At 70.0% G+C, this 21,208-nt stretch carries 24 protein-coding genes; 13 read left to right on the top strand and 11 right to left on the bottom strand.

Annotated elements, in window-relative coordinates; all coding sequences use genetic code 11:
* Positions 1–168 precede the first annotated feature (168 nt).
* The gene (locus F0U63_RS02745) at positions 169–402 is read right to left on the bottom strand and encodes a hypothetical protein (RefSeq protein WP_395843387.1); all 234 of its coding nucleotides are present in this window, start codon (positions 400–402) and stop codon (positions 169–171) included.
* Positions 403–598: 196 nt separating this feature from the next.
* Here F0U63_RS02745 and F0U63_RS02740 point away from each other — a divergent pair, with 196 nt between their 5' ends.
* The gene (locus F0U63_RS02740) at positions 599–973 is read left to right on the top strand and encodes a flagellar motor protein MotB (protein ID WP_395843385.1); all 375 of its coding nucleotides are present in this window, start codon (positions 599–601) and stop codon (positions 971–973) included.
* Positions 974–1,039: 66 nt separating this feature from the next.
* On the opposite strand, the gene F0U63_RS02735 is transcribed toward F0U63_RS02740, so the two are convergent.
* The 3 genes from F0U63_RS02735 to F0U63_RS02725 all read right to left on the bottom strand — a co-directional run bounded on the left by F0U63_RS02735 (position 1,040) and on the right by F0U63_RS02725 (position 2,914).
* Entirely contained in the window at positions 1,040–1,726 is a 687-nt protein-coding gene (locus tag F0U63_RS02735; protein ID WP_395843383.1) for an NTP transferase domain-containing protein, read from the bottom strand.
* Positions 1,727–1,881: 155 nt separating this feature from the next.
* Positions 1,882–2,172 carry a CBS domain-containing protein gene (locus tag F0U63_RS02730; RefSeq protein ID WP_395843381.1) on the bottom strand — a complete coding sequence of 97 codons (291 nt, stop codon included), beginning with the start codon at positions 2,170–2,172 and terminating at the stop codon, positions 1,882–1,884.
* A gap of 154 nt (positions 2,173–2,326) precedes the next feature.
* Positions 2,327–2,914 carry a hypothetical protein gene (locus F0U63_RS02725; RefSeq protein ID WP_395843379.1) on the bottom strand — a complete coding sequence of 196 codons (588 nt, stop codon included), beginning with the start codon at positions 2,912–2,914 and terminating at the stop codon, positions 2,327–2,329.
* A 145-nt stretch (positions 2,915–3,059) separates the two neighbouring features.
* On the opposite strand from F0U63_RS02725, the gene F0U63_RS02720 reads away from it, so the two are divergent.
* The gene (locus tag F0U63_RS02720) at positions 3,060–4,346 is read left to right on the top strand and encodes a YecA family protein (RefSeq protein WP_395843377.1); all 1,287 of its coding nucleotides are present in this window, start codon (positions 3,060–3,062) and stop codon (positions 4,344–4,346) included.
* A gap of 28 nt (positions 4,347–4,374) precedes the next feature.
* On the opposite strand, the gene F0U63_RS02715 is transcribed toward F0U63_RS02720, so the two are convergent.
* From F0U63_RS02715 to F0U63_RS02705, 3 genes are all read right to left on the bottom strand, one after another.
* A complete protein-coding gene (locus F0U63_RS02715; protein WP_395843375.1) occupies positions 4,375–5,694 on the bottom strand; it encodes a carboxypeptidase-like regulatory domain-containing protein in 1,320 nt (439 codons plus the stop codon).
* A gap of 179 nt (positions 5,695–5,873) precedes the next feature.
* Positions 5,874–6,611 carry a class I SAM-dependent methyltransferase gene (locus tag F0U63_RS02710; RefSeq protein ID WP_395843373.1) on the bottom strand — a complete coding sequence of 246 codons (738 nt, stop codon included), beginning with the start codon at positions 6,609–6,611 and terminating at the stop codon, positions 5,874–5,876.
* Between the two features lie 24 nt (positions 6,612–6,635).
* The gene (locus tag F0U63_RS02705) at positions 6,636–8,195 is read right to left on the bottom strand and encodes an LVIVD repeat-containing protein (RefSeq protein ID WP_395843371.1); all 1,560 of its coding nucleotides are present in this window, start codon (positions 8,193–8,195) and stop codon (positions 6,636–6,638) included.
* A gap of 224 nt (positions 8,196–8,419) precedes the next feature.
* Here F0U63_RS02705 and F0U63_RS02700 point away from each other — a divergent pair, with 224 nt between their 5' ends.
* Both F0U63_RS02700 and F0U63_RS02695 read left to right on the top strand, forming a co-directional pair.
* The gene (locus tag F0U63_RS02700; protein WP_395843369.1) at positions 8,420–9,037 is read left to right on the top strand and encodes a hypothetical protein; all 618 of its coding nucleotides are present in this window, start codon (positions 8,420–8,422) and stop codon (positions 9,035–9,037) included.
* 59 nt (positions 9,038–9,096) lie between these two features.
* Positions 9,097–10,416 carry a WD40/YVTN/BNR-like repeat-containing protein gene (locus tag F0U63_RS02695; RefSeq protein WP_395843367.1) on the top strand — a complete coding sequence of 440 codons (1,320 nt, stop codon included), beginning with the start codon at positions 9,097–9,099 and terminating at the stop codon, positions 10,414–10,416.
* 21 nt (positions 10,417–10,437) lie between these two features.
* Here F0U63_RS02695 and F0U63_RS02690 read toward each other — a convergent pair whose 3' ends face one another.
* Positions 10,438–11,064, bottom strand: coding sequence for an FMN-binding negative transcriptional regulator (locus F0U63_RS02690; RefSeq protein WP_395843365.1), 627 nt, complete (start codon positions 11,062–11,064; stop codon positions 10,438–10,440).
* Between the two features lie 152 nt (positions 11,065–11,216).
* Here F0U63_RS02690 and F0U63_RS02685 point away from each other — a divergent pair, with 152 nt between their 5' ends.
* The 5 genes from F0U63_RS02685 to F0U63_RS02665 are packed head-to-tail and all read left to right on the top strand — an operon-like array spanning position 11,217 to position 15,711.
* The gene (locus F0U63_RS02685) at positions 11,217–11,834 is read left to right on the top strand and encodes a hypothetical protein (RefSeq protein ID WP_395843363.1); all 618 of its coding nucleotides are present in this window, start codon (positions 11,217–11,219) and stop codon (positions 11,832–11,834) included.
* Positions 11,831–13,147 carry an AHH domain-containing protein gene (locus F0U63_RS02680; protein WP_395843361.1) on the top strand — a complete coding sequence of 439 codons (1,317 nt, stop codon included), beginning with the start codon at positions 11,831–11,833 and terminating at the stop codon, positions 13,145–13,147. Before F0U63_RS02685 ends, F0U63_RS02680 begins: the two co-directional genes overlap by 4 nt.
* A complete protein-coding gene (locus tag F0U63_RS02675) occupies positions 13,144–13,728 on the top strand; it encodes an imm11 family protein (RefSeq protein ID WP_395843359.1) in 585 nt (194 codons plus the stop codon). The genes F0U63_RS02680 and F0U63_RS02675 overlap by 4 nt, the downstream gene beginning before the upstream one ends.
* Before the next feature lie 16 nt (positions 13,729–13,744).
* Entirely contained in the window at positions 13,745–15,001 is a 1,257-nt protein-coding gene (locus F0U63_RS02670) for a hypothetical protein (protein ID WP_395843357.1), read from the top strand.
* Positions 14,998–15,711, top strand: coding sequence for a c-type cytochrome (locus F0U63_RS02665; protein WP_395843355.1), 714 nt, complete (start codon positions 14,998–15,000; stop codon positions 15,709–15,711). The genes F0U63_RS02670 and F0U63_RS02665 overlap by 4 nt, the downstream gene beginning before the upstream one ends.
* 6 nt (positions 15,712–15,717) lie before the next feature.
* Here the strand turns inward: F0U63_RS02665 and F0U63_RS02660 are convergent, their stop codons facing one another.
* Positions 15,718–16,677, bottom strand: coding sequence for a hypothetical protein (locus tag F0U63_RS02660; RefSeq protein WP_395843353.1), 960 nt, complete (start codon positions 16,675–16,677; stop codon positions 15,718–15,720).
* Between the two features lie 461 nt (positions 16,678–17,138).
* Between F0U63_RS02660 and F0U63_RS02655 the strand changes: the two genes are divergently transcribed.
* The 3 genes from F0U63_RS02655 (at position 17,139) to F0U63_RS02645 (ending at position 19,387) form a co-directional block, all read left to right on the top strand.
* A complete protein-coding gene (locus F0U63_RS02655) occupies positions 17,139–17,648 on the top strand; it encodes a hypothetical protein (RefSeq protein ID WP_395843351.1) in 510 nt (169 codons plus the stop codon).
* A gap of 68 nt (positions 17,649–17,716) precedes the next feature.
* A complete protein-coding gene (locus F0U63_RS02650) occupies positions 17,717–18,634 on the top strand; it encodes an NmrA/HSCARG family protein (RefSeq protein WP_395843349.1) in 918 nt (305 codons plus the stop codon).
* Between the two features lie 81 nt (positions 18,635–18,715).
* The gene (locus F0U63_RS02645) at positions 18,716–19,387 is read left to right on the top strand and encodes a hypothetical protein (protein ID WP_395843347.1); all 672 of its coding nucleotides are present in this window, start codon (positions 18,716–18,718) and stop codon (positions 19,385–19,387) included.
* A 31-nt stretch (positions 19,388–19,418) separates the two neighbouring features.
* Here the strand turns inward: F0U63_RS02645 and F0U63_RS02640 are convergent, their stop codons facing one another.
* Positions 19,419–19,709 carry a YgaP-like transmembrane domain gene (locus F0U63_RS02640; RefSeq protein ID WP_395843345.1) on the bottom strand — a complete coding sequence of 97 codons (291 nt, stop codon included), beginning with the start codon at positions 19,707–19,709 and terminating at the stop codon, positions 19,419–19,421.
* 173 nt (positions 19,710–19,882) lie between these two features.
* On the opposite strand from F0U63_RS02640, the gene F0U63_RS02635 reads away from it, so the two are divergent.
* On the top strand, positions 19,883–20,140 hold the full coding sequence (locus F0U63_RS02635; protein ID WP_395843343.1) for a hypothetical protein: 258 nt from the start codon (positions 19,883–19,885) through the stop codon (positions 20,138–20,140).
* Positions 20,141–20,149: 9 nt separating this feature from the next.
* On the opposite strand, the gene F0U63_RS02630 is transcribed toward F0U63_RS02635, so the two are convergent.
* Positions 20,150–21,112: an ornithine cyclodeaminase family protein gene (locus F0U63_RS02630; protein ID WP_395843341.1), complete on the bottom strand. Its 963-nt coding sequence runs from the start codon at positions 21,110–21,112 to the stop codon at positions 20,150–20,152.
* Between the last annotated feature and the right edge of the window lie 96 nt (positions 21,113–21,208).

Raw genomic sequence — 21,208 nt, 5'->3', positions numbered from 1 at the left:
CTGCCCGGGAGCGGCGTGGTGGAGGCGGCGCGTCCGAACCCCTCCACGGACGCGCCGCCTTTATTTTTGACGCGATGCGCCGTCCGGCCCTCCCCACCCATTCACTGAGTGACACGGCCCGCTCCTTCTCCTTGAGACCTACCCGCGCCCTCTGAATACAGTCGGGCTTCAAACCTTCTCCCGGAAGGAGCCCATGGAGCTGACGGCGGATGACGAGGTGGTGCCCCGAAGCACCCGGCGGCCCAGGTGGCTGCTCCTGGGAACGGTGGCGGTGCTGGGGCTGGGCGGCTGGATGGCCACCCGGTCCATCAGCTCGCTGGTGGAGCGCACGGAGCAGCTGGAGCGCGAGGCGGCCGAGTCCGAGGCCCGGGTGGCGGAGTTGCAGGTGCTGCGCGACAGCATGGCCCGGAGGTTGCGCGTGCTGGAGCAGCAGCAGCGCGCGGAGGCCGCGCAGCGGGTGGCCTCGGCGCGGCGGCAGGGCGAGGCGGGAGCGAGGCTCGCACGGCGCGAGGCGGTACGCGGGGAACTGGAGTCTTTATTACAGCCCGAAAGGGAACGCGGCGCCGCCTTCCTGGCGGAGTCGGAGGGCCAGCTCCGGGTGGGGTTGGCGGATCCCCTGCTCTTCGCCCCGCGCGGCACGGCGCTGACCCCCGAGGGCACGGCACTGCTCACCCGGGTGGGGGCGAAGCTGGCGGTGGAGGGACATATCCTACAGGTGGCGGTATACACCGACACCCTCCCCGAATCCTCCCCCTCGAGCTGGGAGCTGTCGGCGGCCCGGGCGGTGACGGTGACGCGCCTGCTGGCGGAGACGCTGAAGCTTCCCCCGGAGCGGCTCGTGGCCATGAGCCACGTGCTTCCCCCGGCGCCGGCATGGACGGAGCAGGGCTCCGGGATGGAACTCACCCGGCGGCTGGAGCTGCGGTTGGTGCCCGCGCCCCGCGCCCCGGGCCACGACCGGCCCAGGGGGTAGGAGCCAACAAGGGGCCGGGGCCTTGACGCCCTCGGGACCCGGGCCGGGTCCCGAGCCCCCCGGCACTCACGTGCCCTGCAGGCCCTCGGAGGCCGCGTTCAGGGACGGCGCGGACGTGTCCTCCTGGGTGGTGGTCTCCGCCTTCTTGCCGCGGCGCTTGGGCGGCGGCGCGAGCTTGGGCGCCGAGCCGAACAGCCGCTCGTAGGTCTCCGGGGTGTTGATGTTGACGATGACGCCCGGATCCTTCACCGGGATGCGGCGCAGTTGCAGGCCGCGCGCGGCGCCCTCCAACTGGCCCTCCCCCGCCGTCTCGCGCAGCCGCTCGGCCGTCGCGCGAGACAGGAGCAGCGGATAGCCCGGCGCCCCCTCGAACTCGGGACGCAGCCCCTCCGTGGACTCCCCGAGCGCCTTGAGCAGCGACTTGAGCGTGGTGGCGCGCACGGCCGGCATGTCCACCGGGTGGAGCAACACCACGTCCGCCCCTTCTTCCAACGCCGCGTCCAGGCCGGCCTTCACCGAGCTGAACTGGCTGTCGTTCCACCGGGTGTTCTCCACCAGATGGATGGCCGGGTGCTGCTCGCGCACCGCCTCCGCGTCCTTGCCCACCACGGCGAGCACCGAGCAGCCCGCCTTGCCGAACGTCGATGAGAGCGATTGGAGGAAGCTCTTGCCCCCCTCATGCTCGATGAGCGCCTTGGAATGGCTCATCCGCCTGGCTTCACCCGCTGCGAGAATGACCGCGATGACCTTCATGGCCCACGCCTCCTTCTAGCCCCCATCGGTTGGCGTGGGGGCGACCCATTACACCCTGGCAAGCCCGGAAGCTTCTGGCCGCGACCCCAAGGGCAGGTCGTCGGGAAGAAGGCACTTGGCGAACACGAGATGTTCACCAGGTGGCCACTTTTCCCTCAATGAACCCAGGTCGAGCGCGACCCCTGTCCTTCCGGGACGAAATCCACGCGCGGGGGACGCGCCGCTGCAATTCCTTCCGAGGCCAGCGCCGCACGCGCCGTCAGAATTTCAGCCATCCGGGCCAGCGGCAGCGTGTTGCCCAGCCGACGCAGCTCCTCGAGCGTCACGTGCCCGAGCACCTCGCCGTGCCGCTCCTCCACCACCGGCAACAGGTGCGCCCCATAGCGGTGCATCACCTCGAGCGCCCGCATCACCGTATCCCGGGGATAGAGGATGATGTCAGGCATTGCTTCGACTTGGGTCTCGACCGTGTGCGGCATCGCAGCGACCTCCGGTGGGAAAGCCATCCAGTGGTCTGAAGCCTTAGCAATCTCCTTGCCGCCGTCCGCGCGGGAGGACCCACCCGGGTGGGCCCTCGACCGCTCGTCTACCCGCCTGCCCCTACTTCTTCTTCACCGACTCCACGAGCTTGCGGAAGCCCTTCTCCGCGCCGGCCACCGTGCGCTCGGCGCCGGTGAGCTTGAAGAACAGCGGCCCCTCGGGACCCTCGACGATGACGCCCAGCAGCCGCGAGCCCGCCTTCGGCGAGGAGGGACCCATCATCGGACCGCCCCCGGTGTAGGTGCCCTTCACGTCCACCGTGGTGACGCCAAGCCCGTTGAGCGTCTCCTTCTTCGTGCGCACGTCCTTGTCCGTGAGCGCCGTGCCGTCCGCCTTCTGGAACTGCCCCACCCAGCGCTTCACGTTGGCGTCCACCGCGCCGCCCTGGCCCTGGCCGAAGTAGAAGACGGCCAGCTCCGCCGGCTCCGTGTCTCCCTTCGCGGGCGCGATCCGATAGGTCGCCGCCCGCATGGGCCGCGGCGGCAGGGCCTCCCACTCCTTGGGAGCCGTCCAGCTCAGTCCGCCCGCCTCCGCCTCCGCCGCCGACGCCGCTGGCTGCGCCGCCGCGGGAGGAGTCTTCTGCGTCTGCTGCGCCTGGGCCAGGCCCACCGCCGCCAGGATGGTCATCGCACCGAGGAATCGTTTCATGCCCTCGAACCTAACGCCAAAACCGCCTCCTGGCATGAACCGTTTCCCCTCCAGCGCCGCCGTGGCCGTGGACCTCGCGACGCCGGAACACCTCTGCTAGAGGGGCTCGGGTCAATCACCAGGTCAATCAATCGGAGAGGTGGACGTGAGCCGCCAGAAGCCCGGACGCAACGAGCCCTGCCCTTGCGGCAGCGGCAAGAAGTACAAGGTCTGTCACGCCGCCGAGGACCGGGCGCGCGAGGCAGCGGCCCCTCCCCCGCCTTCCCGCCACCCGCTCACCGAGGATCTCCAGGCGGCCATGGAGATGCTGCGCGGCGAGGACCTGTCGCGCGTCTCCTCCACCCTGGAGCACCTGGGCACGCTGCTCACCGGCTGGGGAGCCGTGCCCGGCCTGCGCTTCGACGCCGAGCGCTTCCACGCGCACGTGTCGCGGCAGCTCGAGCAGCTCACCGAGGCCGTCGAGCGCGACCCCGCCCAGGCGCGCCACATGCTGCGGCTGAGCACCGTGCGCGAGCTGGGCACACGCGCCTTCCTGGAGAAGCTGCGCGCCACGCTGCTCGCGCGCGCCACCACCGCGGGCCTGTCCGCCGAGGACCGGCGAGCGCTGTGCCTCGGCGCCCTGCTCGCCTCCACCCCCAAGGATGGCCGCGTCGCCGCCGAGGATCGCCCGGTGCTCGACGTGCTGTTCAACGTGCAGTGGCGCGAGTGGGGCGCCCAGCACGGCCAGAAGCTCGCCGCGGGCCTGGAGGGGCAGGAGACGGACCTCCCCGAGGAGGCGCGCGAGGCGCTGCGCAAGGCGAGCGAGGGCGAGATGGAGGCCCTGGTGAAGTACGTGGAGTCGGATCCCGGCCTCGCCGCGCGCATCGCCCAGGAGGCCCGCGAGCGCGCCACGCGCGTGGAGGCCCTCATGCGCCAGCCGAACACGCCCTCGCTGCTCGCACCCGAGGAGCAGGTGTGGCTCACCGCCGTCCTCTGGGAGCCCTTGAGCGCGCTCAAGTCCCCGGACATGGACGCGAAGGCCCGGAGCGCCGCGGTGGTCACCTTCCTGGGCGCCGTGCGCAAGGCCCTGGACTCGGACAAGGAGTTCCTCGCCCACCTGCTCGAGCGCGTGCGCACCCGGTCCAAGGACTCCGCGCTCGACGACGCCATGCGCGCCTTCTTCACCGAGGCCGCCGTGGCCTTCGAGGCCGAGCCGGTGCGCATGGTGCTCGCCGCCATCCTCACCTCGCGCGCCGAGCCCGAGGCCCGCTCGGCCGAGGAGCAGGTGGTGCGCGCGGACCTGGAGGCCAAGACGCGCTGGACGGCCGAGGACCTCGAGCCCTACCGCGCGCTGCTCGCGAGCATGAACCTGCCCGCCGCCACCGAGCGCATCCACCGCGCCCAGGAGTGGCTGCGCGCCCATCCCATCGAGCTGCCCCCCGCGGGCGCGTGAAGGCCCGCGGGGACACCGCGCCGTCCGGCTACGGGTGCGTCTGGACGTAGAGGTGCGAGCCACACGGGTGATCCCCCGCCGCCACGTCGGCGAGGGTAATAACGTTGCCCGCGGCGTTCTTCGGGTAGCCGGTGAAGGTCTGAGGCCCGGTGATGAACTGCGTGAGTCCGCCCGTGGCCCAGTACTGGGGGAAGGTGGGGGACGCCGGGGGCGTCGAGTTGAGCGTGAGGTTGGCGCCGCAGTAGGCGGGCGCGCCCGGCGGGAACTCCACGGACAGCTTCAGGGCGGTGCTGGCGCGCAGGTTGGTGAGCGCGATGAACGACGTGCCCGAGCCCACCCCCATCGTCTTCGACTTGGGCACTCCGCTCAGGGTGTTCTGCTCGAAGCTCACCTCGATGCCGGGCTCGGGCGTGGTGCCCGGAGGCGGGTTGTAGCAATCCAGGGGGATGTTCACGAACTCGATGAGGGTGCACGCGGGGGTGGTCACCTCGATGTCCGCGTTCCACGTCCCCAGGCCGTCACCCGCGAAGACCTCGCCCCTGCGCTGGCCGACGATCTTCAACGAGGTGCCCCCGGTGGAGAACTGAGCGCTCGCCGCCTGCTCCTTCCACAGGCCGGTGAGCGGATCGAACAGCCAGCTCGCGGCCCGGCACGTCCCGTTGAGCACGCACGCGGGCATGCTTCCCCCCACGGCCGCGGGCACGGGGATGCGCACGTCCAGGATCTTGCCGGGAATCAGGCTCAGGGTGTTGCCACTCGCGTCCGTCGCCGCCAGCGTCACCGCGCCCACGGTCTCGAGCGCCACCAGCTGTCCGGCGGAGTTCCTCGCGCTGAAGTCACCGGGCATCGTGTCCGGGCCGTGCGGCGAGATGGAGAACGACACCTGTCCCGTGGCGGGCACGCCCGCCGAAGTCTGGAGACTGTTGGCGGGAATCATCACCCAGATGCCCGACGTGGGATCGATGAGCTCGGTGGTGGCCGCCGGGTTGATTACCTTCGTGAAGCCTCGGGCGAGCACGTGCTTCTGTCCGATCTGCCCCGCCGTATGAATCGTGTTCACCGGCGCGTAGCCATCCTTGCGGATGTCGAGCAGATAGCCCGTATTCGACTCGGTGACCGAGACGCTGTACGCCCCGGTGCTGCTGGTGAGGCGGAGGATTCCATTCACCGTCACGCGCGCGCCGGAGATGGGCTTGCCCAGCGCATCCACCACCGTCCCCGAGAAGACCGCCGAGAGGGCAGCGGACTCGAGCCGGGTGGGCTCGGGGGTGGACCCGGCGGCGGTCTCCGCCTCGCCACAGGCGAGACCGAGAAGCGAGGGCAACAGCAGTAGGGCAGTGCGATTCATGGCGGGGTTCTCCTGGAGGGTTGTCCTGTCAGGAGTTGCACGGCTCATACCAAGACACACCGCGCCCGCGTTCTCCTCTGGAGCGCCAGCGCCCCGCGCCCGCCATGCGCCGGTTTGTCGACCCGAGGGCAACAAGGAGGGCCCTGGCAGTGGCCCTCCTGGCTACGCGCCCGCGCGGTTCAGGGCGTCTGGTGTTGGAACACGAGAAAGTACTGCTCGGGCAGGAAAGAGAGCGTCTGGATCTGGCGGTAACCCGCGGCCTCCAATTCCTCCCGTACACGCTCGGGCGACAGCTTGTGCGCGGGCGGAGGCCCCATGGAGGACTCCACGCGGAAGTCGATGATGGCCACGCGCCCGCCCGGGCGGAGCTTCTCCGCCAACCGCTGGAGCCAGGCCACGCGCTCGCCCACGTGATGATACGTGTCCACGATGAGCGCCAGATCCACCGGCTCGGGCAGCCTGGCGTCCTCGGCCGAGGCCAGCACGGGCGTGAGGTTGCTCAATCCCTCGCGCTGGGCGCGCTCGCCCATGTAACGCACCATGTCGGGCTCGAGGTCGACGCCGTACACCCGGCCCTGGGGCACGGCGCGCGCGAGCCGCACCGCGAAGTAGCCCGTCCCCGCGCCGATGTCCGCCACCTTCGCGTCCGCCGCGAGGCCGAGCGCCTTCACCACCTCGTCGGGCTTCTGCCACGCCTCGCGTCCGGGCTCCTCGAAGCGCTTCACCCACTCCTCCGCGTTCTCGAAGCGGTGGGGCATCCCTCCGTGATGTCCTCCGTGACCGTGCCGCGGTGCGGCGTCCGCGGCCGGCGCGGGAGCCTCGGACGAGGTCTGGTGCGCACAAGCTCCCAAGCCCAACAGCAGCGTGGTGCCCCAGGTGCATGCGGCGCGGCGGAAGAAGGAGCGCTTCGAGATCATGTCGGTCTCCAGAGAGGGGGGGTGTCAGGGCTCGGGGAAGACGAGCAGTCCCCGCGAGGTGTCGATGACATACACAAACCCATCGCCCGGCACCCGCATCCCGATGGCACCATCGTAGAAGCTCGAGCCCCGCCCCGGGTCCGTCTCGCGGAAGGTGTTGGAGTAGGCCACCTCGCGCGGGCGCTCCGGCACCGACACGTCCAGCACCCGCACGCCGTGCTGGTAGTGCGCCACGTAGAGCCTCGAGCCCTTGAGCACCATGTTGTGGGGGGACACGTTCGCGCCCAGCGAGTACTCGCCCACCTTCACCGGATGCGCCGGGTCCGTCACGTCCAGCACCCGCAGGCGCGCGCCCCAGCTCTCTCCGCCCTCGAAGGCGATGAGCCGCTCGCCGAACCGGCCCACCGCGTTGGCGTGGCTCGTGGCGTAGGGGTAGACGAACCCGCCCAGCTTCCTCGGGGCCGCCGGGTCGCTCACGTCCACGATGAGGTAACCCTGGGACCAGTGATTGATGTACAGCCGCCCCTCCAGGGCCAGCGCGTCATGGGGATAGCCCGGGGAGAGGCCAGCGGCTGACGGCTCCACGTACTCCCCGAGCAGCACCGGCTCCTGGGGCTGATGGATGTCGAAGACGAGCGTCCGGGCGCGGGGGCTCGGCGACATGGCATACAGCCGGTCTCCCTCCACGAACACGGTGTGCACGTCGAGCGCCCCCTGCTCCGAGGGAACCTGCCGCACGAGCCTCGGCGTGGCGGGCTCCGAGATGTCGAAAACGATCACTCCCGAAGCGGCGCTCGCCACGTAGAGCGCGTTCCCCTTCGCCCACACCCCATTCCAGTAGTTGTCCGTCGGCAGGCTGAGGGTGCTCCGGAGCACCGGGGCCGCCGGGTTGCTCACGTCGAACACCGTGAGCCCTCCCTTCTCGGGACCATCCGGTACGGACACCACATAGGCATGGCCCTGGGTGACGTAGATGTCCACCGGCATGCCCTGCTCCACGAAGGACTCGGACGCGAGCCGCAGCCCCGAGGCCTCCTCCTCCCCCGCGCGCCGCGTCCACCGCTCGGCCAGGAAGGTGCCGAAGCTGGTGTACCGGCCGTTGCGGCAACTGGCATAGCAGCCATACAGCCGGGTGCCCTCGGCGCGGCAGCCCACCAGGGTGTTGCGCACCGTGACGGTCGGGGACAGGGTCCGGGTACTCGTCAGGAAGAACTCGCGCGGGCCGATGCGGCGTTCCGTCGGGAGCACGCCGCGAAAGGAGTCGAGGCGGCCATCCGCCGACACCCGGAAGGCGTCCGGGCCGATTCCGGGCACCTGGGAGTCGGTGCGATACACCAGGGTGTAGATGCCATCCGCCGGGACCTGGGCCAGCGACGCCGCATCACACGAGGACACCTCGATGGTCTCCCGGTCCCCACACTCCCTGCCCTGCACCGAGTACACGTTGCACGCAGCATAGCGGCCCGTGTCCGTCCAATCCCCTTCCTCCTGGAGGACAGGCGGCGGAACAGGCTTTTCCCCCTCACAGCCCGACCCCCCCACCATCCCGGCGATCAGGATGGAGAGTCCCCACTTGCGGCTCATGTGCATGCGGCCATCATACCGAGCCCCTCCCGAGCCAAAGTCCGGGCCGGGACTCCCCGAATCGGCGCGGGCTCGCCTGGTGGGGAGCCCATGGCGAGGGGGCTCCAGGGAGGGGGAGCAGGGAGACGGCACCCTCTGACGTCCAAGGACAGATGCTTTTTACGGGATTTTCATGGTACCATCTGGCTGGAAGATTCTTTCACCATGGTCCGAGGAGCCCGAAGATGCACCAGTACCGGATGAAATCCTGGGTGGGTTCCTTGCTCGTCGGACTGCTGGGGGTGGGCTGTGGAGGCGCGCTGGAGACGCCACCGGCGCCCTCCCCGCTGCCGGTGGCGGCCCGGGAATCCAAGCTGTGCGCCGAGCTGGGTGTCACCACGCTGACCTTGACGGGGAGCAACACCCAGCAGGGCGAGCTGGCCGGGAGCGGAAGCTGGGCGGTCTCGGGCCCCGCCAACGGGGTCCGGCTGGAGTACTACGTCGACGACGTCCTGTACGCCGTCGAGGAGCAGCCTGGGAAGTCCGGCACCTGGTACTTCAGCCGCACCGGTGTCTCCTGCGGAGTCCTGCACCCCATCCAGGTGAAAGCCTGGCCGATGCTCATCGACGGCGATGGGGTCCGCGGCACCTGCACGTCTGGTTCGAAGACGGTGTCCAAGGCGGACGTGGGGGAGGAGTGCGTGGGCAACCTTCCCTGTGAGCGCTGCCATGTGAGTGGAGCCATCCGGGGACGCTCCACGCGGGCGCTCGCCGACCACTGCCCTCGCGGTGCCCTGGACGAGCAGAACATGATGAAGCTGCTGGAGCGCGCGAGAAGCGGGGAAGGGACCGCGCGGAGGTAGGCGGTATACCGGTCCTCCTGGGGGTATCTATCGTGCCTCCTTCCCCCGGAGTGCCCCCGATGAGAGTCCCCTCCCTGGTCCGCCGCGGCGTGTCGCTCGCCCTTCTCGCGCCCTGGGCCGCGCCCGCCCTGGCGCACAATGGCTACCCCGACACCACCAGCGTCACCCTGCGCCAGGGCCACCCCGAGGAGATGCTCCTGGGCGCCACCTTCGGCGCCGTCATCACCCACAACGGTGGCGCGAGCTGGCACTGGGTGTGCCCGCAGGCGCTCGGCCTGGGCGGCTGGAGCCCCGAGAGCTATCTCTGGCAGGCCGACGGCACCTTGTTGGCCGCCACCGGAGCCGCCCTCATCCGCTCGCGGGATGGGGGCTGCACCTGGGCCCCTCACCCGTTCTTCACCCCTCCGGACAAGCCCCAGGCCGCCCTGTGGCCCAAGAGCCTCGCGTCGCTCCCGTCCCAGTCCTCGCGCCTGTGGGTGTCCACGGGCCGCCCCGGACAGAGCAACGCCCTCTACCGCAGCGACGATGGCGGAGAGACCTTCACCCCCACCGCGCTCCAGAGCACCACCGAGGTCTACCCCAGCGTGAAGGTGGCCCCCTCGGATCCGCGGCGCCTCTACGTCTCCGCCAGCACTCCCACCGGCCCCCGGCTGTACCGCAGTGATGACGAGGGGCTCTCCTGGCGGCCCTTCCCCTCACCCTTCCCCGGGAACCTGGCGAACGCGAAGCCCTACGATCTGTTCGTCCTGCGCGTGTCCGACCACGACCCGGACCGGCTCTGGGCTCGCATCAGCGCGGGGTTCTGGACCTACGTGCTGGAGAGCCGGGATGGCGGCCAGAGCTTCCAATCCATCGTGCACCCAGCCGGCCAGACCGAGGACGGAATCGACGAGGCGCTCATGGGTGTGGAGGTCTCCGAGGATGGCGACACGCTCTGGGCCGCCACGCCCACGCGCCTCTTCCGCGTGCGCGCCGGGGAGACATCCGCCACGCTGCTGCCTCTGCCCACGGGCAACGCCTGCGTGGAGCGGGAGAACGGCGTGCTCTTCGTCTGTGGCGCCTCGCGCCTGCATGACTGGGCCCTGGCCACCACCGCCGACGAGGGCGCCACGTACACGCCCCTGCTCGATCTCCCCGACATGAAGCCCTCGGCGTGTCCCGTGGGCACTCCGGCGCGGGATGTCTGCCAGCCCCTCTGGCCCCAGCTCGCCGCGCTCGTCGAGGCCGATCCCCTGTCCACCCCCGGTGGAGACGCCGGCACGCCGCCGGTCCAAGAGCCCCCGCCTCCGCCGCGCAAGGGATGCTCCGCCACGGAGGGACTGCTGCCCGCCGCCATGCTGCTCGCCCTTGCCCTGCCGCGCCGCTCCCGGCGGTCCTGACCCGGAGCGGGCCGGGAGCGCTCACCCCTGGGGCTCGTATGCCTTCATCAACTCGACGAGCCCCTGGCTCCCGTGCTGATCGCCGAGCCCCACGAAGCGCATGACCCCGTCGTAGTCCCGCGCATCGCGGTTCTGGCCCAGCTTGAACTTGCCCTCCAGGCGGGTGATGGCGAGCTCGAACGCGACGATGCCCGCGAGCAGCCGGTTCACGACCGCCTCGGCCGCGTCCGGACTCCAGGGCGCGTCCCTGCCCGCTTCGTACTTGCTGGCCAGCTGCCGCAGGGAGTGCAGGACCTTCTCGGGCTCCTCGACGAGGGAGGGCGTGCCGTACGCATGCACGGCCGCGTAGTTCCAGGTGGGAACAGAGGGCGCCGAGTAACAGGAGGGAGAGACATAGGCGTGCGGCCCCTGGAAGATGGCGAGCACCTCCCGCTTGTCCGCGAAGGATCGCCACTGTGGATTGGCCCGCGCCACATGGCCCTTGAGCAACAGCCGTCCCCCTTCCTCCCGCTCGACGAGCAGGGGCAGGTGCGTGGCGAAGGGCACCCCCTGGGGGTCGGAAGTCACCAGCGTCGCGAAGCCGTACTGGCCCATCAGCGCGAGCAGCCGGGACTCGTCCTGCTCGTGGAAGTGGCGTGGGATGTACATTTCAGTCCTCCTCGGGTTTTCCGTCCCGATCGGTGCTGGGGAGCCTGGCTCATGCGAGGCATCTCGTTTGGAGCACACTCGTGGCCTCGTTCTCTCGTCCGGCCAGGACATCCGCTCGAAGCGCGCCCACCCACCGAATAACCTTCCGGCCCATGAACATGAAAGCCCCGAGCCTCGCCGCCCTCGCCACCACCCTCGCCCTGGCCGCTTCGGCCTGCGGGGAGCAGCCCACCGAAAACGAGCCCACGTGCGCCGAGCCCATCTATGCCGGCAAGGCCACGGACGAGGCCTGGCACGCGCTGGTGGACGTGCGCGACAAGCCACTGGACAGCTCGGGCTCCGTGTACCTGACCTCGCCTACCGAGGGCCAGGAGTACGCGGTGGGCTCGCCGCCGCCCACCTGGGAGTGGAGCCGGCCCTTGAGCTCGCGCCCGAGTGGCCTGCCGGCCACGCCCCGCGCGACATCCCGCTCCTTCACCACCTGGCTGGGTGAGTTGCTGCTGCCCTCGGCCCGCGCCCACCTGCCGCCCTACACGGGAGAGATCTACTGGGTGGAGGTGTTCGCTCCGGGGAGCACGTGCCCCGTGGCGCAGGTGCTCACCTCGGAGTTGAAGTGGCAGCCGGACACGGACACCTGGGCGGCGCTCGGCCAGCGCGGGGACCCGTCCCTCTCCGTGCAGGTGACGCGCGCCTACCTCCTGCAGAACCGCGTCACCGAGGGCCCCTACCGCCTGGAGCAGCCGCGCACCATCCGCTGGAGCGCTCCTTGACGCGGAGCACGCGCGCACTGCTCACGCCGTCACACATCATCCTTGCCCTCTGCCTGCTGCTGGTGCCGCTCGCTGTCCAGGCAGCTCCAGCCGAAGTTGAATCGCGGCTCTCGATACTGGAGCCCGTGACAGTGAGCGAGTACCGGGGTGCTCCGGCGCATGGGCTGAAACTCACCTTCGAGAAGCTCGGGCCGAACCCTGCCCTGGCGCTGTTCTCCTTGAAGGACGCGCGGGAAGTGCTCGCGGCGATGGAGCAGACCGGGTCATCACCTGATGCCCGGTCCTCCAACCTGGAGGGCCGTGTACGCGAGGAGTTCGAGGCGCTGTATGGGCCACCTCTGGTCTCTCCACCGTCATCACTGGAGAGCGCCAGGTGGTTCCAGGCCCTGAAGCTCTCACCGCGCTACATGGGGGACGGGACGCGGGAGGCGGCCGTGGAGATGTTCAAGTCTCCGGCCATGCTGCTCTCCGTGGGCATGTCGATGATGCTCTACATGATGGCGTGGGCCGCACCGGAACCCGTGTTCACCAAGGCCTTCGCGACGGCGGTGACGCTGGGACTGCTGATGACCTACACGGTGGTGGAACTCCACAACGTGGGAATGGCGTGCCTGACCCTGTACCGGGAAGCGGAAGCGGCGAGGACGAGGGAGCAATTGGAGGCGGTGGCCGAGCGCTTCGGCAAGGCGATGGGGGGAGTGGGGCTGCGAGTGCTGGTGACGGTGGCGGGGACGCAGCTGGCCAAGGGACTGCCGGAGGTCCCCGGAGGCGGCTTGTGGGCACGGCTATCACCTCCGCGCTTCGCCTTCGCGGGTGGGGGCGCACGGGGAGGATTGTCGGTGGGAACGGGGGCCCGCGCCCAGGTGAGCGTGGCGAACGGAACGGTGGTGCTCATGGGCGTGTCGGCGAACATGACCGCCTCCGCGGTGGCTTCGGCGGTGTCCTCGGCTCGAACCACAGGCGACTGTGCTCAGTCGAAGGCCGACGACAACCATGCGCACCATCTGTGCACGAACAAGAACAACAAGTCCGAAATCACGGGAGGACCCTGGACGCCGCGGTTCGAGGAACTCTTCGCACGGGCGAGGATGAGCCTCGATGATCCGGCGAACATCGTCTACCTGCGAGGCCACCAAGGGCCCCATCCCCAGGAATACCACCGCGAACTCTTCAATCGACTGGAGGCTGCTTTGCGGACCTGTAGGACTCGAGCCGAATGCCGAGCCAAGCTCCTGGAAGAACTCGACAGGAGTGCAAGGGACGTGTGTACGCCAGGCTCCAAACTCAACAAGCTCGTCACGAGGAGTCCATGACAAAGCAGGTGAAGTACTATGACTTACACGATGACGTGTATATCCCAGAGCGATGGCATTTGAGAATGCCTTTGGATGATGAAGAGGGGCGGGAGGAACTATTCGACGTCGGGCGATTCAAGGAGGGGCGGCTCCTGGACATCCAGAAGCCCATCCGCATCTCCATGAAGCCCGCGGGCATTCCCCTCGAGTTCTCTCATGCCCTGGGGGTACCCATCGTGCACCGCCGGGTGGTCTCCCTCTTCGAGCGTCTGGGTCTCCAGAAGGAAGTGCAGTTCATCCCCGTCGAGGTGGAAGGACAGAAGGAGCCATGGTTCATCCTCAACGCCTTGCAGATCATCAAATGCATCGACGACGCCCGGTGTGACGAGGTCCTCCACTGGCTCCCGGAGGACAACCGCCCGGACAAGCAGCCGGGCGAATACCGCAACGTCTCGGGGCTGAAGGTGGATCCGGAGAAGATCGGAGAGGCCCACATCTTCCGTCCCTGGGGCTGGAAGGTCATCCTCATCGTCTCCGAGCACGTCAAGCGAGCCCTGGAGGAAGAGGGCATCACTGGCACGAAATTCATCGAAGTCTGAATCACCAGGAAGCACCATGCACCTGAAGCTCCCACGCCTCACGCTCCTCGCCACGCTCGCGCTCGGCGCCTGCATCGACACGAGCGGCGAGCCGCCCCCGCTCGACTACGAGCACCCCAATGGCTGGCCCGGCCGGAGTGAACTGCCTCCCCTCGGCAGCGGGCGCATCGTCGTCACCAACAGCATGGACGACACCGTCAGCCTGCTGGACCTCGACACCCTCGACACTCCGGACTGGGGAGAGCTCGCGCGCGTGCCCGTGGGACTCAACCCCGTGGAACTCGAAGGGCCCCACCACGCCGCCTTCTCGCCGCGCGGGGACTTCTATTACGTGGGCCTCTCCTACTCCGTGCCCGGCGCGGGCTCGGGCCCTCACGGTGCGCATGGCACCGGCACCGCCGACGGCTACTGCCTCAAGCTCGATGCCAGGGACAACCACCTCGTCGCCTCCACGCGCGTGGACCGCAACCCGGGCGACCTCGTGCTCAGCGCCGACGGCCGCACGCTCTACGTCACCCACTTCGATCTGCTCAAGCTCCAGGAGGCCCTCCAGAACGGCACTCCCCACGACAACCTCGACGCCAACCTCGTCCTCATCGACACCGACACCATGCGGGTGAAGAAGCGCGTCGCCGTGTGTCCGGCTCCCCACGCCGTGCGCCTGTCCCCGGACGAGACGCGCGCCTACGTCGCCTGCCTCTCGGACGAGGTCGCCGTGGTGCGCCTGGATGACCCCGCCTTCCCCGTCACCCGCCTCCCCCTGCCCAACCCGGGCACCGCCCACGCCCCCCGCTACTCCCCCTACTCACTCACCCTCTCGCCCACGGATGGCTCGCTGTGGGTGGGCTCCCTGGACAGCCCCATCGCGTACCACCTGGATCCCCAATCGCAGCGCATCCTCCCCGAGCGCTCGCTGCTCCCCGAGCGCATGGACGAGGAGTTGCGCCAGGGCGTGCCCATGTTCGGGGCCTTCAGTGTCGATGGCCAGACACTCCTGCTGCCCTACCAGCGGGTGGACACCGTGGCCATCATCGACGTGAGCGGGAGCGGGCCCGCCGTGAAGGGGAAGATTCCACTGTCGCCCGCGGGCTGTCTCAACGTGCATCAAGTGGAGCTGATACCAGGGGGCAAGCAGGCGTTGGCGGTGTGCGAGGGAGACCATGTGGGCCCGGGCACCCTGCACGTGCTGGATCTGGAGGCGGGCGCGGTGAAGAAGACGGTGAAGGTGGGCATCTATCCGGACTCGGTGGGCCTGCTGAGGAGCAAGCCATGAGGGCACGAGGGGTGGCGGGCGCGGTGGTCTGCGCGGTGGCGGGGCTGATGGCCGGGTGTGGTCCCACTCCCGCGGAGGAGTACGGCGAGGCCCTGTTCCGGGACTCCCGGCTGTCGACGAGCCAGTACAACGCCTTCTCGTGCGCCACGTGCCACGCGACGTCGAGCGAGCAGGCCCGGGACAAGCTGTACACGGGCCTGTCGCTGGAGGGCGTGGCCTCACGCCCCCACTGGTGGGGCGGCTACGAGGTGACGCTGCTGGACGCGGTGAACTTCTGCTACACGGCCTTCATGCGCGGCACCGAGCCCCTGGCGGCGGAGGATCCCAAGAGCCGCGCCCTCTACGAGTACATGGTGGGCCTCAGCCCCCAGCCCGAGGCGCCAGCGCAGCCCTTCACGCTCGTGCGCGACATCACCGACGTGCCGCGCGGAGACGCCCGCCGGGGCGCGGAGGTGTACCGCGCGGCGTGCCAGGACTGTCATGGCGAGGCGCGCACCGGTGAGGGCCGGCTCACGGCGCTCGCCCCCGTGCTGCCCGACGTGGCCCACGAGTACCACCAGCTCTTTCCCAACAGCCCCCCGGGCCTCGTCTTCATCGAGAAGGTGCGCCACGGCCGCTTCTTCGGCGTGGGGGGCAACATGCCGCCCTACAGCCGCGAGGCCCTGTCGGATGAGGACCTGGGCGCGCTCCTGGCATACCTCGGGCTGTGAGGAGGCTCACGCCACGCGCGAGCACTCGGACGCGGCGGTGCGCGGATAACGGCCCGTCAGCAGCGACCAGTCGAGGTTGGCGCGGATCCACCGGCGCAGCCCGAGCACGAGCCGCGACACGGCGGCGTCATGCGCGCCGAACGAAGGCAGGGCGCGCTCCTGGACGAGGAAGCGCCGCACCGCCGTGTCGTGCATCTCCGCCGCCGCGCGCAGCGCCTCGTCCAGCGGCAGCGTCCGCTCGAGCCGCAGCGAGAGCACCAGGTTCGGGTGGAAGTCGTCGCGCAGGTCGCGCTCCAACGAGAAGAGATCGTTGGCCCAGGCCATCACATCCGTGGCGGTGCGCAGCAGCTGCACGAGCGCCGGGTGGGCCAGGGTGTCCTCCGGGAGGAAGAAGCCCTCGAGCACCTCCATCTGGGTGAACACCATGGACGTGCCCGCCGACAGGCGGCGCAGCTCGATGTAGGACGACACGTCCAGGCACAAGCGCTCGGCGCGCACCCGCGCCTCGCGAATCGTCCCCCGGAAGTACGACTGGCAGGCGCGGATGAAGCGCTCGCGCCAGGCGCGGGGCGTGGACCCGAGCAGCCGCTCGCGGATGTCCTGGAGCAGCCACAGCGAGGGCGGCGCGGCGCGCGCGGGCGTGGCCCCCTGCAACACCGCCAACGCCAGCCAGCTCTGCTCCTGGAGCCAGACCGGCGGCACCCCGACCATCTGGTCATTCCAGGAGAAGATCCAGATGAGGAAGTCGAGCGCCGCGCCCAGCCGCTCCGGGGGCAGCGTGGGATGGGCGCGGCCGAGCAACAGGGGGAAGTGGCCGCGGCACAACTTCTCGAGGTCGACATACTGCGTGGGCGTCTCCAACTGGCCCGCCCAGCGCGTCAGGGCCTCCTCCTCGAGTTGCCACAGGCGGGGATGTTCCTGCGTGGGGAATGGACAGAACAGCGGGGGCGAGGCGAGGGGGCTCATGCCACGAGGTTCTGCAAGACCCGGTCCCACGCGGGCACTCGCGCGGGGCCCGCCGCCCCTCCCAGAGGGAAGAACCGTCTGTCCTCCCCGGCACGCCGCTCCTTCCGCGGCATCCGCCCGGAGGTGGAAAAGACCCGTGAGGTCCCCCCCTACCCGCGTCCCCCGGGGACGAGGAAAGCGCGCGGAGGTGAACACTCTCCGGACGGCCTCCAGCGCGCGAAGCACCTTGTCTGTCCAGGACTGAAAGCCAGCTGCCCGGACGTCTGTCCTTGGGCGCGAGGGAGACCCCGGGGGAGGGGTTCCGCGCGGACCCGGGGGCCCGTCATGTCTGGTGTTGGAGCGGAAGACGGAGCGCCCGTCCGCCCGCCTGCTCCGGACCCATTCCCGGGCACGGGGCACGACCTACCTTGGAAGGCTCAACGAGAAGATTCAACGACGCGTCCAAACGCGAGGAGCCGAGGATGACCAAGACGTTCCGTGATGAGCAGAACACCGTGGCCGCCCCCGACGAGAACACCCGCTCCACTCCCAAGAGCCAACCCGCTCCGGAGGCGGCCAACAAGGTGCACTACGGCCATGCCCACGCCCGCACCGAGCAGCTCTATCAGGAGCGCCGCGCGCGCTATGAGCTGAAGAAGCAGCAGGAGGCGGCCCAGGCCGCGCGCGAGCAACAGGCCCACACGCACGAGGAGGCAGCCCCCTCGGTGGAGGCCCACGCGAGTGAGACCGCTCCGCGGACGCCTGATCTGGAGAATCCTGGCGAGAGCTCCGGCGAGGGCTTCGGCCGGGAGCGCGTGAAGGAGCTGGCGCTCGACGCCGTCAAGAGCGTGCTGGGCGCCGCGCGCGAGGCCGTCCACGGCCATCCGCTGGTGGGTGCTCGCAAGCTCGCCGGGGATGCGTTGTCGGGCGCGCTCAAGGTGGCGCGAGAGGTGACGTCGCGCCCCAACTCCCCGAGCAACGGGGAGCACTGAGCCCCCCTGGGCTCGCTCCACGTGCGCGGCGTGCCCACCTTGGATGTGATTGTCTGGAGGATGCATAAATGTCCCGACTACTGACGGTGTTGGTGACCGGAGCGACCGGCAAGCAAGGGGGGGCGGTGGCACGCATGCTCCTCGCGCGTGGGCATCAGGTACATGCGCTCGTCCGCTCACCGGACAACGCACAGGCCAAGGCCTTGGAGCACCTGGGAGCCCGGCTCGTCCCAGGTGACTTCGAGGAGGTGGATACCCTGGAACACGCCATGACGGGCGTGGACGCCGTGTTCGCCATGGCGACGCCCCAGGGCGAACACGGCCTGGAGGGCGAGGTACGCCACGGCCGGCACCTCATCGATGCCGCGAAGCTCGCCCGCGTGCCCCACTTCATCTACTCGTCCGTGGCGAGCGGCAACCTGCCCACGGGCGTGCCCCACTTCGAGACCAAGCTCGTGCTGGAGGAGCACCTGCGCCACGGCACCCTGCCCTACACCATCCTGGCGCCCGTGTTCTTCATGGAGAACTTCCTCGGGCCCCTGTTCGCCCAGCGGCTGCATGAGGGCATGCTGGCCATGCCCCTGCCACCCCACCGCGGCCTGCAGATGATCGCCCTCGCGGACCTGGGCGCCTTCGCCGTCCGGGTGATGGAGCGCGCGGAGGACTTCATCGGCAAGCGCGTCGAGCTCGCCTCGGACGAGGTGACGGGAGAGCAGGCCGCCGCGCTCATCTCGTATGTGAGCGGACACAAGCTGCGCTACGAGGAGGTGTCCCTGGAGGCCATCCGCTCGCGCAGCGAGGATCTGGCGCGCATGTACGCCTGGCTCCAGACCGAGGGCTACCACGTCGACAGCACCCTCTTGCGCCAGGACTACCCGGACGTGGGCTGGCACACCTTCGAGGACTGGGCACGCGTCCAGGATTGGAGCGGGCTGCTGGGCACCACCTGGCGGGGACCCGTCGCCGCGGAACCCGCCCTGACCTAGTCCGCCCAGCGAGCGGGCACCGCCCGGCGCCCCGCGTCCCCTCCGAGCTCTTCCTACCTTCCGGGTAGGAGGAGCTTTTCCATGCGCATGCGTGCTTTCCGGCCCGTTCTCGCCACGGCGCTGCTCGCCGTGGGGTGTGTGTCCACGACGACGTTACGGCCGCTGGCCTCGACGCCCACCACGCCGGCTGGCACGCCCCTGGCCCAGGAGCACGGCGTGCGGCTGGTGGCCAATGGCGCCGCCTGGAAGGGCTCGCCTTCCAACCTCGGCCGCATCGTCACGCCGGTGGAGGTCCGCCTGGAGAACCAGAGCGGGCGGCCCCTGCGCGTCGACCCCAAGGACTTCACGTTGGTGGGCACCTCGCGCTTCGAGTACGCCGCGCTCACGCTCCCGGAGCTCAGCCAGGAGAACGGCTCGGGCGTGGGCGGCTCGGGCGTGGCCGAACCCATCCTCGTGGGCCGCCCGCCGCTCTGGCCAGGCTTCGGCTGGGGACCCTGGTTCGATCCCTTCTATGATCCGTTCTACGGGCCCTACGCGTACGGCTACGCCCCCGAGCCCCTGCCCACCGAGGACATGGTGAAGACCGCCCTGCCCCAGGGGACGTTGCAGCCCGGAGGCGCCGTGACGGGGTTCCTCTACTTCCAGAACGTGAGCGAGCGCGAGGGCCAGGTCACCCTGCGCGCGAGGCTGGTGGATGCACGGACGGGCGAGCAGTTCGGCACCCTCGACATCCCCTTCCAGGTCCAGGGCTAGCCCACCCGGGGCGGCCCGGAGGCCGCCTCCCTCAGTGCAACAGCAAGGGGCGATCGGACGGGAACAGCGGCGGGTGAGGCAGGAGCGAGTCCTCGCCGATGCGTCCCGCCTTGCGGCGGATGGCCTCGCCCTGGATGGGCAGACCGAAGAGGGGGCCCAGGACACAGACGTCGAACGCCCCCTCGACCAGGGGAAGCAGGCCCAGCAGCGCCATCACCCGTCCCGAGCTGGACCTCCGGGCGAGCCCTCCCACCACCAGCGAGGCGCCCGCCAGCATGCGTGCCCAGCGCCCCGTCCTCGATGCGATCCATCCCATCAACATTCACACACCTCCTGGAGGGAAGATGGACATGCGCGGGGAGAGGACACCAGCGCCCGTGCCCTTCCCGGGTTTTCGTATACCGGCCAACCCTCGGACGCCCCCCTGGCCGCCGGGCCGGTGCCAGCGCCTCGTGCCGGGCCCTAGCTTGGACGCCAGGGAGAGGAGAGGTGGCCATGGTGGATCGCTCGGTGTTGCACGCGGGGATGGCGGTCTGGACCCCACGTGGCGAGAAGCTCGGGTACGTCGTCGAGGTGACGGACGAGGAGTTCATCGTCGAGAAGGGAGTGCTCGTGTGGCGCCGGGGCTATGCGGTGCCCCTGGGCGAGGTGCGGGAAGTCATCGAGGACGAGGTGTTCCTCCACCACGGTCCGGACGCCCTGCTGTCAGGCCCCCGGGAAATCCCCCCCACCTCCCGGCGCACCTCGCACTGAGCGCCCACGTCAGGCGCCGAAGTCCAGGCGCTGCACGGAGTCGTCGCCTCGCGCGCCCTGGTAGACGTGCCAGGCGGCGACCAGATCCTGGAAGGGCAGCCCCACCGAGCCGAAGACGGTGACCTGGCTCGCGTCGCCGCGGCCGGGTTTCTGGCCGGCCAGCACCTCGCCCAGCTCCGCGTGGATGACGTCCGCCCCGAGGCCCACGCGCGCGGGCGCGCCCTGGCGGGCGTTGAGCTCGCGGTGATCACAGAAGAAGGTGGACTGGCGCAAGAGCCCGGCGGAGACGGCCACGGACTCCGGCGCGTCCGCGTCCAGCACGGTGACGTGCGTGCCCCCGCGCAACATGCCGGGCAGGAGGAAGGGCTCGCGCGAGGCCATGGAGATGACGACGATGTCCGCGTCCTCCACTGCTTCCTCCACGGACAGGGCGGGCCGCACCGGGAGGTTGAGCGCCTGGTACATGCGGGCGGCGAAGTCCACCGAGCGCGCCACTTCCTCGTCATACACGCGCACGTGCTGGAGGCTGCGCACCAGCCGCAGGCTCTTGAGCTGCATGGACGCCGCGGGCCCGGCGCCCAGCAGCGCCACCCGGGACGAGTCGGGCCGGGCGAGCACGTCCGCCGCCAGCGCCCCCACCACCCCGGTGCGCAGCGCCGTGAGGTGGCCCGCGTCCATGATGGCCAGGAGCGCCCCCGTCTCGAGCTCGTACAGGTGGACCACGCCCTGGCGGGAGGCCGTGGGCCCGGACGCCCGCGACAGCACCTTCACGGTGGAAGCGGCGACACCGGACAGGCTGCCGGGAAAGGAGACCTCCAGCGAGGCCTGGCCCGGCGGGGAGGAGCGGAGCAGCTGGGGCTCGGCGGTTCGGCGCTCGGCGTCCACGCGGAACGCGGCGCGCATGTCCTCCAGCAGGGGGAGGGCCTCCATGGACCGGAGGACATCGGTGCGGCGGAGAAGCAGGGTGCTCATCCTCCCAACGTATCCCTTCTTCGGGGTGACACAGCCAGCCGGAAAGGCGGCCGGTGCGTCCCGCCGGGCGCCGAGCGATACGGCGGACCGGGAGTG

The organism is Cystobacter fuscus (assembly GCF_044360685.1).
GTDB lineage: Bacteria > Myxococcota > Myxococcia > Myxococcales > Myxococcaceae > Cystobacter > Cystobacter fuscus_C.
The sequence above is the reverse complement of the archived record's forward strand: the minus strand, read 5'-3'. Positions and strand labels throughout refer to the sequence as shown.

Bases quoted from the DNA above. Each gene is read 5' to 3' on its own strand.
- F0U63_RS02645 (WP_395843347.1), top strand. From the start codon at position 18,716: ATGCGCATGCGTGCTTTCCGGCCCGTTCTCGCCACGGCGCTGCTCGCC.
- F0U63_RS02695 (WP_395843367.1), top strand. From the start codon at position 9,097: ATGAGAGTCCCCTCCCTGGTCCGCCGCGGCGTGTCGCTCGCCCTTCTC.
- F0U63_RS02715 (WP_395843375.1), bottom strand. From the start codon at position 5,694: ATGAATCGCACTGCCCTACTGCTGTTGCCCTCGCTTCTCGGTCTCGCC.
- F0U63_RS02665 (WP_395843355.1), top strand. From the start codon at position 14,998: ATGAGGGCACGAGGGGTGGCGGGCGCGGTGGTCTGCGCGGTGGCGGGG.
- F0U63_RS02655 (WP_395843351.1), top strand. From the start codon at position 17,139: ATGACCAAGACGTTCCGTGATGAGCAGAACACCGTGGCCGCCCCCGAC.
- F0U63_RS02710 (WP_395843373.1), bottom strand. From the start codon at position 6,611: ATGATCTCGAAGCGCTCCTTCTTCCGCCGCGCCGCATGCACCTGGGGC.
- F0U63_RS02650 (WP_395843349.1), top strand. From the start codon at position 17,717: ATGTCCCGACTACTGACGGTGTTGGTGACCGGAGCGACCGGCAAGCAA.
- F0U63_RS02670 (WP_395843357.1), top strand. From the start codon at position 13,745: ATGCACCTGAAGCTCCCACGCCTCACGCTCCTCGCCACGCTCGCGCTC.
- F0U63_RS02635 (WP_395843343.1), top strand. From the start codon at position 19,883: ATGGTGGATCGCTCGGTGTTGCACGCGGGGATGGCGGTCTGGACCCCA.
- F0U63_RS02690 (WP_395843365.1), bottom strand. From the start codon at position 11,064: ATGTACATCCCACGCCACTTCCACGAGCAGGACGAGTCCCGGCTGCTC.
- F0U63_RS02640 (WP_395843345.1), bottom strand. From the start codon at position 19,709: ATGTTGATGGGATGGATCGCATCGAGGACGGGGCGCTGGGCACGCATG.
- F0U63_RS02630 (WP_395843341.1), bottom strand. From the start codon at position 21,112: ATGAGCACCCTGCTTCTCCGCCGCACCGATGTCCTCCGGTCCATGGAG.
- F0U63_RS02700 (WP_395843369.1), top strand. From the start codon at position 8,420: ATGCACCAGTACCGGATGAAATCCTGGGTGGGTTCCTTGCTCGTCGGA.
- F0U63_RS02745 (WP_395843387.1), bottom strand. From the start codon at position 402: ATGCTGTCGCGCAGCACCTGCAACTCCGCCACCCGGGCCTCGGACTCG.
- F0U63_RS02735 (WP_395843383.1), bottom strand. From the start codon at position 1,726: ATGAAGGTCATCGCGGTCATTCTCGCAGCGGGTGAAGCCAGGCGGATG.
- F0U63_RS02660 (WP_395843353.1), bottom strand. From the start codon at position 16,677: ATGAGCCCCCTCGCCTCGCCCCCGCTGTTCTGTCCATTCCCCACGCAG.
- F0U63_RS02725 (WP_395843379.1), bottom strand. From the start codon at position 2,914: ATGAAACGATTCCTCGGTGCGATGACCATCCTGGCGGCGGTGGGCCTG.
- F0U63_RS02705 (WP_395843371.1), bottom strand. From the start codon at position 8,195: ATGAGCCGCAAGTGGGGACTCTCCATCCTGATCGCCGGGATGGTGGGG.
- F0U63_RS02675 (WP_395843359.1), top strand. From the start codon at position 13,144: ATGACAAAGCAGGTGAAGTACTATGACTTACACGATGACGTGTATATC.
- F0U63_RS02730 (WP_395843381.1), bottom strand. From the start codon at position 2,172: ATGCCTGACATCATCCTCTATCCCCGGGATACGGTGATGCGGGCGCTC.
- F0U63_RS02685 (WP_395843363.1), top strand. From the start codon at position 11,217: ATGAACATGAAAGCCCCGAGCCTCGCCGCCCTCGCCACCACCCTCGCC.